General features: G+C 72.8%; 13 protein-coding genes. 3 read left to right on the forward strand and 10 right to left on the reverse strand.

Annotation, left to right across the window (positions count from 1 at the left end):
* Positions 1-52 precede the first annotated feature (52 nt).
* Positions 53-607, forward strand: a complete 555-nt coding sequence (locus CLT74_RS09520) for an arsenate reductase/protein-tyrosine-phosphatase family protein (protein WP_099846219.1) — start codon at positions 53-55, stop codon at positions 605-607.
* Here CLT74_RS09520 and CLT74_RS09525 read toward each other — a convergent pair.
* On the reverse strand, positions 588-2,054 hold the full coding sequence (locus CLT74_RS09525; protein ID WP_099846220.1) for a polysaccharide biosynthesis tyrosine autokinase: 1,467 nt from the start codon (positions 2,052-2,054) through the stop codon (positions 588-590). The genes CLT74_RS09520 and CLT74_RS09525 overlap by 20 nt on opposite strands.
* 368 nt (positions 2,055-2,422) lie before the next feature.
* Here CLT74_RS09525 and nhaA point away from each other — a divergent pair, with 368 nt between their 5' ends.
* Positions 2,423-3,757: a Na+/H+ antiporter NhaA gene (nhaA, locus tag CLT74_RS09530; RefSeq protein ID WP_099846221.1), complete on the forward strand. Its 1,335-nt coding sequence runs from the start codon at positions 2,423-2,425 to the stop codon at positions 3,755-3,757.
* A 13-nt stretch (positions 3,758-3,770) separates the two neighbouring features.
* Here nhaA and CLT74_RS09535 read toward each other — a convergent pair whose 3' ends face one another.
* From CLT74_RS09535 to CLT74_RS09575, 9 genes are all read right to left on the reverse strand, one after another.
* Positions 3,771-4,061: a DUF1622 domain-containing protein gene (locus CLT74_RS09535; protein ID WP_199172152.1), complete on the reverse strand. Its 291-nt coding sequence runs from the start codon at positions 4,059-4,061 to the stop codon at positions 3,771-3,773.
* Positions 4,058-4,408: a DUF1622 domain-containing protein gene (locus CLT74_RS09540; RefSeq protein ID WP_099846222.1), complete on the reverse strand. Its 351-nt coding sequence runs from the start codon at positions 4,406-4,408 to the stop codon at positions 4,058-4,060. The genes CLT74_RS09535 and CLT74_RS09540 overlap by 4 nt, the downstream gene beginning before the upstream one ends.
* A gap of 93 nt (positions 4,409-4,501) precedes the next feature.
* Positions 4,502-5,089, reverse strand: coding sequence for a TMEM165/GDT1 family protein (locus tag CLT74_RS09545; protein WP_099846223.1), 588 nt, complete (start codon positions 5,087-5,089; stop codon positions 4,502-4,504).
* Between the two features lie 263 nt (positions 5,090-5,352).
* Positions 5,353-6,318, reverse strand: coding sequence for an L-histidine N(alpha)-methyltransferase (egtD, locus tag CLT74_RS09550; protein ID WP_099846224.1), 966 nt, complete (start codon positions 6,316-6,318; stop codon positions 5,353-5,355).
* Between the two features lie 76 nt (positions 6,319-6,394).
* A complete protein-coding gene (gene egtC, locus CLT74_RS09555; protein ID WP_099846225.1) occupies positions 6,395-7,141 on the reverse strand; it encodes an ergothioneine biosynthesis protein EgtC in 747 nt (248 codons plus the stop codon).
* Positions 7,142-7,163: 22 nt separating this feature from the next.
* The gene (gene egtB, locus CLT74_RS09560) at positions 7,164-8,498 is read right to left on the reverse strand and encodes an ergothioneine biosynthesis protein EgtB (RefSeq protein WP_099846226.1); all 1,335 of its coding nucleotides are present in this window, start codon (positions 8,496-8,498) and stop codon (positions 7,164-7,166) included.
* Entirely contained in the window at positions 8,495-9,730 is a 1,236-nt protein-coding gene (locus CLT74_RS09565) for a glutamate-cysteine ligase family protein (protein ID WP_099851664.1), read from the reverse strand. The genes egtB and CLT74_RS09565 overlap by 4 nt, the downstream gene beginning before the upstream one ends.
* Before the next feature lie 293 nt (positions 9,731-10,023).
* Entirely contained in the window at positions 10,024-10,770 is a 747-nt protein-coding gene (locus CLT74_RS09570; protein WP_099846227.1) for a hypothetical protein, read from the reverse strand.
* Between the two features lies 1 nt (position 10,771).
* Positions 10,772-11,416, reverse strand: coding sequence for an RNA polymerase sigma factor (locus CLT74_RS09575; RefSeq protein WP_486582187.1), 645 nt, complete (start codon positions 11,414-11,416; stop codon positions 10,772-10,774).
* Positions 11,417-11,921: 505 nt separating this feature from the next.
* Between CLT74_RS09575 and CLT74_RS09580 the strand changes: the two genes are divergently transcribed.
* Positions 11,922-13,283: a serine/threonine-protein kinase gene (locus CLT74_RS09580; protein WP_099846228.1), complete on the forward strand. Its 1,362-nt coding sequence runs from the start codon at positions 11,922-11,924 to the stop codon at positions 13,281-13,283.
* Positions 13,284-13,289 lie beyond the last annotated feature (6 nt).

A 13,289-nucleotide genomic window follows, 5' to 3' on the forward strand; every position in this document is an offset into this window, starting at 1 on the left:
GCCCCTCGTCGCGGCGCCGTCGCCCGCGACCGCGTCGTCCAGGGGGTTCCACATGCTCAGCGGGGTGCTGTTCGTCTGCCACGCCAACCTGTGCCGGTCACCGATGGCCGAGTACACCGCGCGTCGCCTGCTCGCCGGTCGACAGGTGACGGTTACCAGCGCCGGCACCGACGCCGTCGAGGGCCTGGCCATGCATCCGTACGCCGCGGCGATCGCCGCCGAGACCGGCGACGACCCCACGTCGTTCCGCAGCCGGCGGCTGTTGCCGGAACACCTCACCGACGCGGTGCTGGTGCTGACCGCCACCCGGCGCCAGCGCTCGATCTGCACCGCACTGGCACCGGCGGCGCTGCACCGGACGTTCACCCTGCGCCAGTTCGGGCGGCTCGCCGCGGCGGCCGAGCCGCCGTCGGACGAGCAGGACGATCCGGTACGGGCTGCGGTGGCCGCCGCCGCGCTGGCCCGGGGGCGGTTGCAGCCCGCCCCCGGGGACTCCGACGACCTGCGTGACCCGGTGGGGGGCACGCCGGAAGACTTCCGACGCTGCGCCGAGGAGATCGACCGGGCGCTGCGCCCCCTGGCGACGCTCATCGGGACAGCCGGGTGAGTTCCTGGGTGTGGTCGCTCGCCTCGCCGGCGCGGGCCCGCTCGGCGTGGCGGCCGGTCCGGCTGCGGTCCGTCGGCACCGACTGGGCACCTGTCGCGGCCGCGACCACCCGGTAGGCCTCGTACTGGTACGCCTCGGCCTTGGGCACCCGGGCCATGTTCAGCACGCAACCGAGCAACCGCACCGACACCGAGTGCAGCGCCCGTGCGGCCGCCGCCACCTGTGCCCGCGACGTGCGTCCCTGCTGGGTGACCAGTAGCGCGCCGTCGGCCTGCACGGCGACCACCACGCCGTCGGTGACCGCGAGCAGTGGCGCGGTGTCGATGATGACGATGTCGGCGGACTCGCGAAGGGCCAGCAGCAGGTCCGACATGGCCTTAGAACCGAGCAGTTCGCTCGGGTTGGGCGGGGCCGATCCGCTGGGAAGCACGAGCAGCGACTTGTCCCCCCAGCGCTGCACCACGTCGCCCACCTGCACGTCGCCGACGAGCACGTCGGTCAGCCCGATCCCCGGGTCCAGGCCCAGGTAGTCGCCGACCTTCGGCCGGCGCAGGTCGGCGTCGACGAGCAGCACCCGCCAACCCGCCTCGGCCAGGGCGATCGCCAGGTTGCAGGACAGCGTGGTCTTGCCCTCCCCTTGCAGGGCGCTGGTGACCGCGATGACCCGGGCCGGCTCGTGCACGTCGACGAAGCGCAGGTTCGTCCGGAGCTTGCGGACTGCCTCGGCCCGCGCCGAGGTGGCGGCGTCGCCGACGATCAGCGGCGCGGTACGCGCGGTGGCGTCGATCGGGATCTCGCCGAGCAACGGACTGCCGGTGACCCGCTGCAACCCGGCCGCGTCGCGCAACCGCACGTCGGCCATGCCGCGCAGGATCGCCAGACCGACACCGGCCAGCAGGCCGAGCAGGGCGCCGATCGCGGTGTTACGGACCGGCTGCGGCGACACCGGGCTCGGGGTCACCCGGGGTCCGCTCACCACCTCGATCTTGATAGGCCCCGGGCTGCCGTCCGGTCGCGCCTCGACCTTCTGCACCAGCTCGACGAACTTCGCCGAGAGCGCCTCGGTCACCCGCAGTGCCCGGGTCTGGTCGGTGTCGGTGACCGACGCCCGCAGCAGCACCGTGCCGGTCTCGGTGGAGGTGCTGACCCGGCGCTGGATCTCCTCGGCGGTCAGCCCGAGCTGGCTGTCGGCCACCGCGGCCTGCGCCAGCCGGTCGCTGGTGAGCAGTTCCGCGTACGACTTCACCCGTTGCTGGAGGAAGAGCCCGCCCTGGTAGGCGTCGGTGACGCCCTGGCTCGGCGTGGTGACGAAGAAGGTGACCGAAGCGACGTATCGAGGCTGGGCCCGCACGGTGACCAGCGCGGTCACGCCCAGCGCCACCATCAGGGTGACCAGGACGATCCACCAGTGCCGGCGCACCAGGCGTAGTTGGCGGTACAGGTCCATCAGGCGGGCCTCCGTACCGGGCCGGTAACGCCAGAAAACTTCACGAAAACCCCCAAGGTCGACTCAATCTCGTGAAACCATTAAAGCGGCTCTTGCGGCTTATGTCCGGAGTTAGGTATTTTCCCAATGGCGGATCGCATCCGCAGTGACCAACCGGACCGACGGTCCGTCGGAATCGCTCCGGCACGGAAAAAATGCGATGTCTTCGCCGGGCGCCACGGCTGCCTCGTCGCCGTCCTGTGGGAAGAGTCGCATCCGCCCGCTCGCGACGGCCGTCGGCACTGGATAGGGTCTTGCACGGGTGTGCCGGGAAGCCTGGTCGGCGACAGTGCCGTGCTGCCCTCTGACCGACGAGGTGGACCCCCCGGATGACCGACCAGACCCCGCCCCCCGAGCGTCGCGGCGTGCGCCGCCTCTTCGCGCGTACCTCCTGGCCGGAGGCGCGTTTCCTGGCCGATGTGCTGCGTACGGAGACCGTCGGCGGTGCCCTGCTGCTCTTCGGCGCCGTGATCGCGCTGGTCTGGGCGAACTCGCCCTGGGGCGACTCCTACGCCGAGTTGGGGCGGTGGGTGCCCTGGTCGGGCGGCGCGGCGTGGCACCTCGACCTCGACCTCGCCCACTGGGCCGCCGACGGACTGTTGGCCATCTTCTTCTTCGTGGTCGGGCTGGAACTGAAGCGCGAGTTCGTCGCAGGTGAATTGCGCGATCCACGTCGGGCGGCGCTGCCCGTGGTGGCGGCGGTCGGTGGAATGGTCGTGCCGGCGCTGATCTTTGTGGGTGTCAACGTCGCAGGTGGTGGCGACGGCCTGCGCGGCTGGGCGATCCCGACCGCCACCGACATCGCGTTCGCGCTCGCGGTGCTGGCCGTCATCGGGGCCTATCTGCCGCAGGGCCTGCGGGCCTTCCTGCTCACCCTGGCCGTGGTCGACGACCTGCTGGCCATCACCATCATCGCGATCTTCTACACCGACGACTTCAGCGTGCTCCCGCTGCTCGGCGCGCTGGTGCCGATCGCCCTGTTCGGTCTGCTGGTGCAGCGCCGCCGCACCTGGTGGTGGGCGCTGATCCCGCTCGCCGTGGTCGCCTGGACCCTGGTGCACTCCTCCGGGGTGCACGCCACCGTGGCCGGCGTGCTGCTGGGCTTCACCGTGCCGGTGCTCGCCGGCAAGGGGGGCGGCGACGGCCGTCGCCCGATGCCGGGCCTCGCCGAGCACCTGGAGCATGTGTGGCGACCGATCTCGGCCGGCTTCGCGGTGCCGGTCTTCGCGTTCTTCGCCGCCGGTGTCTCGCTGCGTGGCGCCGACCTGGGCGCGGTGGTGACCGACCCGATCGTCCTCGGTGTCGTGCTCGGTCTGGTCGTCGGCAAGTGTGTCGGCATCGTCGGCTCGACCTGGCTGCTGGCCCGGTTCACCCGCGCCAGCCTGGACGAGGACATCACCTGGTCCGACCTGCTCGGTGTGTCGTTCCTGGCCGGTATCGGCTTCACCGTGTCGCTGCTCATCGGCGAACTGGCCTTCGGCTCCGACGCCATCGAAGGCGACAACGTCAAGGCGGCGGTGCTCGCCGGCTCGTTGATCTCGGCACTGCTGGCCACCGTGGTACTACGGCGGCGCAACAGTTTCTATCGGGCGATCGCCCTCAAGGAGCAGGTCGACCTCGACCAGGATGGCGTGCCGGACGTCTATCAGAAGCCCGGCGGCTGACCACCGCCGCCCCTCACGTCCCGGACGCCCGGCCGACCCGCTCGGCCGGGCGTCCGGTGCCCCTCGATCGCCGCCGGAAATCCGTGATCAGCGTGGCACGTACCAGCAGGCGCAGCGCCACGATCGCCGTCAGGACGGCGATCTCCGTCCAGGTCTGCTCCCCGGTCAACCGCAGCAGGCCGGCGGCGAGCAGCATGTCGAGCAGCACCCCCAGGGCCGTCGTACGGGAACCTGTGGCGAGCAGCGCCACGAACGCGGCGAGCACGCCCAACGCCGTGATGACGGCCGCCACCAGCATCCTCATCGGCCGTCGACCTGCCGCTGCTCGTGCTCGATCTCGCGACCCAGCACGTAGTTCAGCACCGTCCGGATCGCGGCGATGGCGGCCAGCTGGCCGATCTGCGCGAAGGTCGGCGACAGCGCGGTCCGCAGGATGTCCGCCGCCAGCTGGAACTCCAGGCCCAGCGTGAGGAAGCGTCCCAGGGAGAGCCGGATCCGGGTGAACACCGCGGCGTCGCGGTGACGCAGCCCGTCGACCACGAAGCGCAGCGCGGCCTGGGCCGCGCCGACGACGATGACGAACGCGCCGACCAGCTCCACCGCGGTCACCAGCAGTTGGTGGCCCCGCTGGAGGATCACCTCGACGTCCACCCCGGCGCCTTACCCGGCCTGCATCCGGGTAGTCGACACCGGGCGTACGACGTCGAGCCGGTCGACGCGGTCGCCGGTCCGGCGACGACGGGGTCAGCGCAACTGGGTCACCGCGTCGACGATCAGCCAGACACCGCTGATGGCGAAGAGCGTGGCGGCGCCGTACCTGATGGTTCGCTCCGGCAGCTTCCGGCCGAGCAGTCGGCCGGCCAGGATGGCCAACGCGTCCGCCGCGACCATGCCGACCGTCGAACCGACCCAGGTGCCGAACCAGCCGTACTGGGTGGCCAACGTGATGGTGGCGAGCATCGTCTTGTCACCCAGTTCGGCCAGGAAGAAGGCGACACCCACGGTGATCACGGCCGACCTGCCGCCCCGGGCGGCCCGGCGCTCGTCGTCCTCGGTGAGCCGGTCGCCCCGCAGCGTCCACGCGCCGAAGCCGAGAAAGGCCACGCCCGCCAGGAGCGAGATCCAGCCGGTGGGCAGGGCCGCGCCGAGGCCGTGGCCGATCGCCACCGACGCGAGGTGCACCACGGCGGTGGCCACGGTGATGCCGATCAGCACCGGCATCGTGCGGTACCTGGTGGCGAAGGCCAGGGCCATGAGCTGGGACTTGTCTCCCAACTCGGCGACGAAAATGACGCCGAAGCTGACCACCAGCGCGGCGAGGAACCCGTCCATGATGTCCTTCCCGGATCAGGCCGGGAGGAGGTGTGGGGACGCCCTCGACCCGGCTGCAACAGCCTGGTCGAAGGTCTCGCCCGCCTCGCCGGAACGAGGCCGGGTGGCCGGATGCGGAACGCACCAGTATGTCGACCACGCCGTTATGGGCTACTCCCCTTCGCTGCGCCCAGCCTAGCCGATCACCCTCGGTGGGAGCACCGGGGCCGGCGTGGTGGCGGTCGGCCTGCGGCGACATGGTCAACGCGGACGGTGCGGGTCGCTCACTCGGCGCGGGCCAGGGTCACCCCGAACAGGCCGTCCGGGTCGGTCCAGAACCGCTCGGTACGGAATCCCACGGCGGCCAGCTCACCCGCGACCCCCGCCGGGCGGAACTTCGCCGACACCTCGGTCCGCAGATCCTCACCGGCGGCGAAGTCCACGTCCAGGTCGAGCACCCGCACCCGCATGGCTCGCTCCGCCCGCAGCCGCATCTCGATCCACTCCTGTTCCGGGTTCCAGAGTGCGACATGGGCGAACGCCGCCGGGTCGAAGTCGGCGTCGAGTTCCCGGTTGAGCACCCGCAGCACGTTGCGGTTGAACTCCGCCGTCACTCCGGCCGCGTCGTCGTACGCGGGCACGATCACCGCCGGATCCTTGACCAGGTCGGTACCGACCAGCAGCCAGTCACCCGGCTCCAGGGCGGCCCGCATCGCGGCGACGAACTCCGCCCGTTCGACGGGCAGCAGGTTGCCGATCGTGCCACCCAGGAAGATGACCAGCCGCCGTCCACCGGTCGGCAGGTGATCCAGGTGGCGGGTGAAGTCACCGACGATGCCGCGTACCCGCAGCCCCGGGTAGTCGGCGGTGAGGACGGCGGTCGACCCGGCGAGCGCGCTCACCGACACGTCCAGCGGCACGAACGTCCCGAGGCCGCCGCGCTGGGTGAAGGCGTCCAGCAGCAGGCGGGTCTTCTCCGAGGAACCGGAACCCAGCTCGATGAGCGTCTTCGCGCCGGTCAACTCCGCGATCTCCGCCGCCCGCTCCGCCAGGACGGCCCGCTCGGCCCGGGTCGGGTAGTACTCCGGCAGGCGGGTGATCTCGTCGAACAGCTCGCTGCCCCGGGAGTCGTAGAACCACTTCGGCGGAAGCCACTTCTCGGTGGCGGTCAGCCCGAGGCGTACGTCCCGGCGCAGGCTGCGGCTGATGTCCTGGTCGTCGAGGTGGATCTCAAGTGGCTCGGCGCCCATCTGCGGTCCCCTTCCGTCGTGTCTGACAGGTGCGGGCGGCCCCGGCGCACGCCCGGTGGTGCTTCGTCGGCCCGCCTCACCACACGGCCAGTTCCCGCTGGCGCACCTCGGTCGCCGTGGCCTGTACGAGCTGCCCCTCGGGCACCTCACGCCACCCCGGTTCGTCGTCGTGCGGCTCGGAGACCAGCAGCACCGAGGCGGCGGTGGCACGCAGCGACAGGGCGTGCCCGGCCGCGCTGGCGACCACCGTGTGCCCGTTGGTGAGCAGCAGGTTGAGCCGGGACCCGGGTGCCGCCGCGGCGACCGAGGTGACCGTCTCGGCCACCGCCCGCGCCGGCCCGACGCCAGCGCGCAACCGGTCGCGCACCAGCGCCCACAGCAGCGCCGAGTCGGTGGTCGCGTCGAGGGTGAGCAGGTCCCGTACGGGTAGCTCGGCGGCGAGCGGGACCATGGAGTCGGGCCAGCCCCGCACCACGCCGTTGTGGCTGAACAGCCATCGACCGTCGGCGAACGGCGCGGCGGCGGTGTCGACGATCGCCATGCCGACAGTGGCCGAGCGGACGGCGGCCAGCACCGCGCCGGCCGAGGTGACCGCGGCCAGCTCGGCGATTGTCGGGTCGCTCCAGATCGGCTGCGCCCGCCGGTACCGCACCGGCGCTTCGCCGTCCGGGTACCACCCGACGCCGAAGCCGTCGGCGTTGATGGTGCCGCCGCCGCGCATGTCGCGTGGTGCCCAGGACTGGCGTAGCAGCGAGTGCGGCGGATCGAACAGCAGCTCACGCAGGGTCAGCGGGGGCCCCAGGTAGGCCAGGTGTCGACACATCAGGCGATCGGTTTCCGGACTGTCACTGGTGCGCCTCGTCGGGCCGGGCGTCGCGGGCGCAGCGGAAGCCGCTGAAGATCTGTCGACGGATGGGGTAGTCCCAGTTGCGGAACGTGCCCCGGCAGGCCACCTGGTCGGTGCCGAACGATCCGCCCCGCAGCACCTGGTAGTCGTCGCCGAAGAAGACCTCCGAGTATTCCCGGTAGGGGAAGGCGGCGAAGCCCGGATAGCCCCGGAAGGGGGTGGCGGTCCACTCCCACACGTCGCCGATGAGCTGATGCACACCCAGCGGCGAGGCGCCCGCCGGGTAGGCGCCCACCGGCGCCGGTGACAGGTGCCGTTGGCCCAGGTTGGCGTGGGCCGGCGTGGGGTCACCGTCGCCCCACGGATACCGGCGGGACCGACCGGTCGCCGGGTCCCACCGGGCGGCCTTCTCCCATTCCGCCTCGGTGGGCAGCCGCTTACCCGCCCAGGTGGCGTACGCCTGTGCCTCGTGGAAGCAGACATGCACCACCGGCTCGTCGTCGCGTACCCGGGACCAGGTGCCGAACCGCAGGTAGGACCAGCTGTCTCCGTCCCGCCGCCAGTGCATGGGCGCGCTGAGCCCGGCCTGCCGGCGGTGCTGCCAGCCCGCCTCGCTCCACCACCGGGGGTCGTCGTATCCCCCGTCGGCGATGAAGGCGCGGTACGCGCCGTTGGTGACAGGCGCGGCGTCGATGACGTACGCGGGCAGGTCCACGCGGTGAGCCGGGCGCTCGTTGTCCAGTGCCCACGGGTCGGCGTCGGTGCCCATCTGGAACGGGCCGGCCGGCACCAGCACCTCGGCGGGCACCCGCCCGGTCGGCTCCGGTGGCGGCGGCGCGTGCAGCGCGGCGGGACCGGAACGCAGCTGGTGGGTGGCGAGCATCGTCTCGTCGTGCTGCTGCTCGTGCTGCACGATCATGCCGAAGGCGAACCCGTCGGCGACCAGCCGGTCGCTGTCGAAGGCGACCCGGTCCAACAGGTCGTACACCTTCTCCCGGACGGTGGCCAGGTAGGCCCGGGCCTCGGGCGGCGGCAGCAGCGGCAGCGACGGGCGGTCCCGACGCGGCTGCTTGAACGCGTCGTACAGGTCGTCGATGTCGCACCGGACCGGCTCCCGCCCGCCGACGTCGCGGACCAGCCAGAGTTCCTCCTGGTTGCCCACGTGTGCCAGGTCCCACACCAGCGGGGACATCAACGGCGAGTGCTGGCGGATCAGGTCGGCGTCGTCCACCGCCTCGGTCAACAGGACGGTGCGGGCGCGGGTACGCGCCAGTTCCGCCGCGATCCGGCCGCGCAGGCCCTCGGCGTCGCGTCCGATGCTGATGTCGGTCAACGCCGGCTCCTCTCCGCGGCCTCACGCCGCCGTCGTAGTCCCTGGTCGATCTCCCGGTGCAGGGCCGGCGGCAGTGCCAGCCGCGGCAGTGCGCCCCGGGCCAGGTCGAACAGGCCCGCGGCGGCCCGGGCCAGGGTCACGTCCCGCAGGCCGTGCCGGGCGGCACGGTGCCAGCCGTCGGCGACGGGTGCGGTCACCTCGATCGCCGCGGCGGTCGTGTCGGTGCCGCTGAGCAGTGCGCTGAGCACCGCCAGCGGCAGGATCCAGCCCCGACCGGGTTGTGCGTCGAGGTAGCGGATCTCCAGGTAGCCGCGGGGGCGTACCGGGGGGAAGAGCGTGCTGACGTGGTATTCCAGGTCGTCCACGCGGGGTGGTCGGTGCAACGCCCCGTCGATCCAGTCGGCGAACGTCACGTCCGGCGGCGCGGTCCAGTCCGGGCCGTCCGCGCGGACGCAGAGCAGCGGGGCGGCCAGCACGTACGCCGTCCAGGCGGCCACCGGATCCCGGTCGGCCAGGTCGGGCGTCCAGACCGGGGCGGTGCGCGCCGGATCGATACTCCACCAGGCGCCCATCCGGGCCGATGCCCAGCCGGTGTCCCGGCCGGCGTGGCGGCCGGCGGTGGCGAAGGCGGCGAGCAGCGGCGGCCCGGCCGCGTGGACCAGTCGCCAACGGGACAGGAGGTGCTCCGGCTGCCCCGCGTCGAGGCAGATCTGCAGGCCGGCCGTGCTGTACATCATCGTCCGCCCGGCGGCACCGCGACGGTCGAAGACCTGCCGCATCGCCCGGTAGCGGGGGGTGTCGATCACGGGCTGGGGAGGTCGGTACGGATCGATGCCGGCCCGGCCGAGCGTCAGCCCGGCGGCGCCCAACAGTCTGCTGGCCTGCTCCACGTCGGACTGGGTGGCTTCGATCAGCGCGGCGACGCCGGCTCGCGGTGGGGTGGAGATCTCCAGTTGCCCGCCGGGCTCGACGGTCATCGTGCTGCCCCGCAGCAGGCGCAGGGCGGGGCTGGTCGGGTCCAGCGTGGTGGGGCCGTACGGCCCCAGTGCCGCGCGAAGCCGTGCGGCGTCGACGGGGCGGACCGGATCGACGGCGTCGTGGACCGTCCATTCCATCTCGACCCCGGTGAAGACGGGTGGACCGGTCTTAAAGCAGATCCGGGCGAGGTGCCGGGCGGCTGCGGCGCGGTCCCGCAGCACCGGGACCTGGTCCACCTCCGGTGACACCACCATGCCTGGCTCCTTCCGGATCGGATCCGCGGCCACGGTAGCCCACCCCTGTGACATCGGATCCTCGTGAACCTGAACCGGACGGTGCCGACGCGTCGGCTCCGGCCGCACGACACGTCACCGGCGACGGCGGGTTGACGAGGGGCTTCAGCCGGTGTCGGCACGGGCGGCTCCGCCACCACCTGTGTAGCAGGGGCCGACCGCGCGTCGAACGGATTTCACGATTCAGTCAACATTCGCCGGGGTGCCCGGCGGTCACGCCCGCGCGGGCCGCCGGGATCACGGTGTCGGTGGACTCAGTCGGGGCTCGTGGTCGAATCCGACTCGGACTCGGCCCGCAGGTTCTGGCAGTACTCCTCGACGTGCTCCGCGCCGCCGGCCGCGACCACCAGTTCGTGGTAGGCGGGTCGGCTCAGTGCCTTCTCCCGTTGCCGTTCCGACTTGGCCAGGTAGGCCCGACAGAGCCCCGGACGGTCCGTGGTGTTGTCGGAGTTGCCGGGGCCCACGTAGCTGGTGGCCTCGGGACTCGGTGCCGGCGAGGCACTGGGCCGGGGCGTCGGTGGAACCGAGGTCGCGCCAGCGGTAGGGCCATCGGTCGGTGCGGTCGGTGAGGGCGGTGTGTCGGAAGGCCCACCCGTGGGGGTGCCCGGCGCGGTGGTGGGTTCGGGCGCGGCCGGGCTGGTCACTGCCGGCGGCGGTGTCGGGCCGGAGCGGTCCAGACCGACTGCGGCCAGGGCGGCACCCGCGGTGGCGGTGGCCACCACCCCGGCGATCCAGGCCAGCGCACCGACGGTGAGCCGGTGCCGTCGTCGCCGGGTCACCGGGTCCGCGACCTTCTGCCGCTGGGCGGTGCGGAAGGCCGCGGCGGCGGCCTCCTCGCCGGCGAGTTCCCGGTCCCGGGCCGGAGCGGCGGCGGCCCGCAGCAGCTCGGCGAGCGGGGCACCGGACCCCGGCGTCGGCGAGCGGCCCGCGCGGGCGGCGTCCAGCAGCCGTTCGTGGTCGACACGCGACGACCGGCGCAGCATCACCCGAAGTCCGCGCATGTCAGCCGTCCACGGGTTCGGTCTGGGGCGGCAGCCCGGTACGCTGGCGCGGCCGGGCATCGGCCGCTGGCCCGATCGGGACGTCGTCCGCGCCGCCCCGGGCGCCTGCCGCGCCCTGCTGGTCCAGCAGCACCGCGAGCCGGCGCAGGCCACGATGCGCGGCGGTACGCACCGCACCGGCCCGCCGTCCGAGCACCCGTCCCGCGGTCTCGGCGTCGAGTCCGATCACGGCACGCAGCAGCACCGCCTCGGCCTCCCGGGGTGGCAGGCTGGCGATCATCGCGAGCGCCGCCTCGGTGCCGAGACTCTCCCCCGCCCGCTCGGCGGTGTCGGCGTCCCCGGCCAGCTCGCTGAGTTCCTGCACCGGCACTGACAGCGCGGGGCGACGCCGTTGCCGGCGCAGGTGGTCCATGGCCCGGTTGCGGGCGATGGTGACCGCCCAGGCGCGGAACTCGCCACCGGTGAAGGTGGGCAGGTCGCGGGCGACCTGCAACCAGGTCTCCGACGCGACGTCCTCGGCGTCGGCACCGACCAGGGCGGTCAGGTAGCGCAGCAGGCCGGGCTGCAGGTTGCGGTAGAGCTGACGGAAGGCGTCCTCGTCACCGGCGCGGGCGGCCTCGACAAGCTGTTCCAGTTCACCTGTCACGCTCGCACCGCCGCCGGCCACCGGACCTCGGCACACACGTCCCCGGGGCGGACACGCGTCGTCTCGGCCCGTTCCGCGCGGCCGACCTCGATCCGCACCCCACCCCCGTCGACCTGAACCGAACCGGGCCCGTACGACCCGGAAGCGGATTCTCGCCGACAACGTCGAGGACCACAACCTGACCCGGGTGTACGGTCATCCCGACCCGTGGGGAGGTTCGGCGCGGTCGGGCAGGAGCGGATCGCCGCACGCGCAGTGAGAATTGTCTACCACCTGCCCAGCGATTCGCCGTAACGCGCCAGGGGCCCGCGACGCTGCGGACGCCCACCGGTAGGCGGACCCGGGTTCGACGCGGGCGTAAGGTGACGCCCGGTGCCGATAGGGTCACCCCGGGACGACGCCGGCAGGTGTTCGGCAGGTCCGACCGGACCCGGCACCCCGGCGGCGAGCGGTACGCCCGACCCGCCGGCGCGCCGTTCGGGCTCGCGGTGGGTACGGTGGTGCCGTGTTGTCTTCGGAGGTCGTACTCAGCGGTCGGTACCGCTTGGACGAGCGTGTCGCCACGGGCGGCATGGGCGATGTCTGGCGGGCGACCGACCTGATCCTCGGGCGGCAGGTGGCGGTAAAGGTGCTGCTGCCCGCCCTCGTCTCCGACCCCGACTTCATCGCCCGGTTCCGCGCCGAGGCACGGATCATGGCGGCGCTGCGACACCCGGGGATCGTGCAGGTCTACGACTGCGGCGAGGACGACCTGCCCGGCGGTGGCCGCGCCGACTATCTGGTCATGGAGTTCGTCACCGGTCAGCCGCTGTCGAAGCGGATCGAGGCCGAGGGGCGCCTGGATGTGGGCGTGGCCATGTCCGTGGTGGCGCAGGCGGCCCAGGCGTTGCACGCCGCGCACCTCGGCGGAATCGTGCACCGCGACGTCAAGCCGAGCAACCTGCTGATTCAGGAGGACGGCACTGTCGTCCTGGTGGACTTCGGGGTCGCCCGCTCGACGAACGTCACGAGCATCACCAGCACGAACGCCGTCCCAGGCACCGCGCTCTACATGGCGCCCGAGCAGGCCGCCGGGCGACCGGTCTCCGGGGCGACCGACCTGTACGCGCTCGGCGCGGTGGCCTACTGCTGCCTGACCGGCAGCCCACCGTTCACCGGCGACAACCCGCTCCAGGTCGCCGTCCGGCATCTCGACGATCCGCCGCCGGAGCTGCCGCACGACATCCCGGAAGCGGTCCGGTTGCTTGTCGACCGGGCGCTGGCCAAGGACCCGGCCGACCGGTTCGGCAGCGGCGCGGCGATGGCGGAGGCGGCGCGGGCGGCCGTGTCGGAGGGCTCCCTGCCCACGACCGTGGTCCCGATGGCCACGGCGCTGCGCGACGCGGGGCCGGACACCCGCACCGGGCAACCGGTGATCGACGCACCGCCACCCCGACGCCGCCGCGGCAAGCTGGTGGGCGCGTTCACAGCGGTTCTGGTCGGGTTGACCGCGCTCGGTGCGGCGCTCGGTGCCACGGAGAATGCGAACACCCCGGCGGTCAAGCTGCCCTCCACCGCACCGACCGTCGAGTCCACCGAGGAGGAAGAGGCACCGGCGAGCCCGCAGGAGAGCGCACCGGCGCAGGTGCCGCTGCGGCCGGCCGGCTCGACCAGCCGGGCCACCGAGTCCCCGTCGCCCGAGCCGTCCTCGCCGCAGCCCAGCGAGCCGAGCGAACCGACGTCGCCGGAACCGACCACAGCCAGTCCTGACCCGGAGCCGTCGGGATCGCCAAGCAGCCCCGCCCCGCCGGCATCCCCCACGCCGTCGACACCCACCACCCCACCGGAGGGGGAGCCGCCGCCAGGCACCGGCGAGGGCGAGAGCTGAGTCCCA

This window comes from Verrucosispora sp. CNZ293, assembly GCF_002754655.1.

Coding starts and splice junctions, on each gene's coding strand:
- egtD (WP_099846224.1), bottom strand. CDS start 6,318: ATGGGCGCCGAGCCACTTGAGATCCACCTCGACGACCAGGACATCAGC.
- CLT74_RS09535 (WP_199172152.1), bottom strand. CDS start 4,061: ATGAGGATGCTGGTGGCGGCCGTCATCACGGCGTTGGGCGTGCTCGCC.
- CLT74_RS09545 (WP_099846223.1), bottom strand. CDS start 5,089: ATGGACGGGTTCCTCGCCGCGCTGGTGGTCAGCTTCGGCGTCATTTTC.
- CLT74_RS09565 (WP_099851664.1), bottom strand. CDS start 9,730: ATGGTGGTGTCACCGGAGGTGGACCAGGTCCCGGTGCTGCGGGACCGC.
- CLT74_RS09525 (WP_099846220.1), bottom strand. CDS start 2,054: ATGGACCTGTACCGCCAACTACGCCTGGTGCGCCGGCACTGGTGGATC.
- CLT74_RS09570 (WP_099846227.1), bottom strand. CDS start 10,770: ATGCGCGGACTTCGGGTGATGCTGCGCCGGTCGTCGCGTGTCGACCAC.
- egtC (WP_099846225.1), bottom strand. CDS start 7,141: ATGTGTCGACACCTGGCCTACCTGGGGCCCCCGCTGACCCTGCGTGAG.
- CLT74_RS09520 (WP_099846219.1), top strand. CDS start 53: ATGCTCAGCGGGGTGCTGTTCGTCTGCCACGCCAACCTGTGCCGGTCA.
- nhaA (WP_099846221.1), top strand. CDS start 2,423: ATGACCGACCAGACCCCGCCCCCCGAGCGTCGCGGCGTGCGCCGCCTC.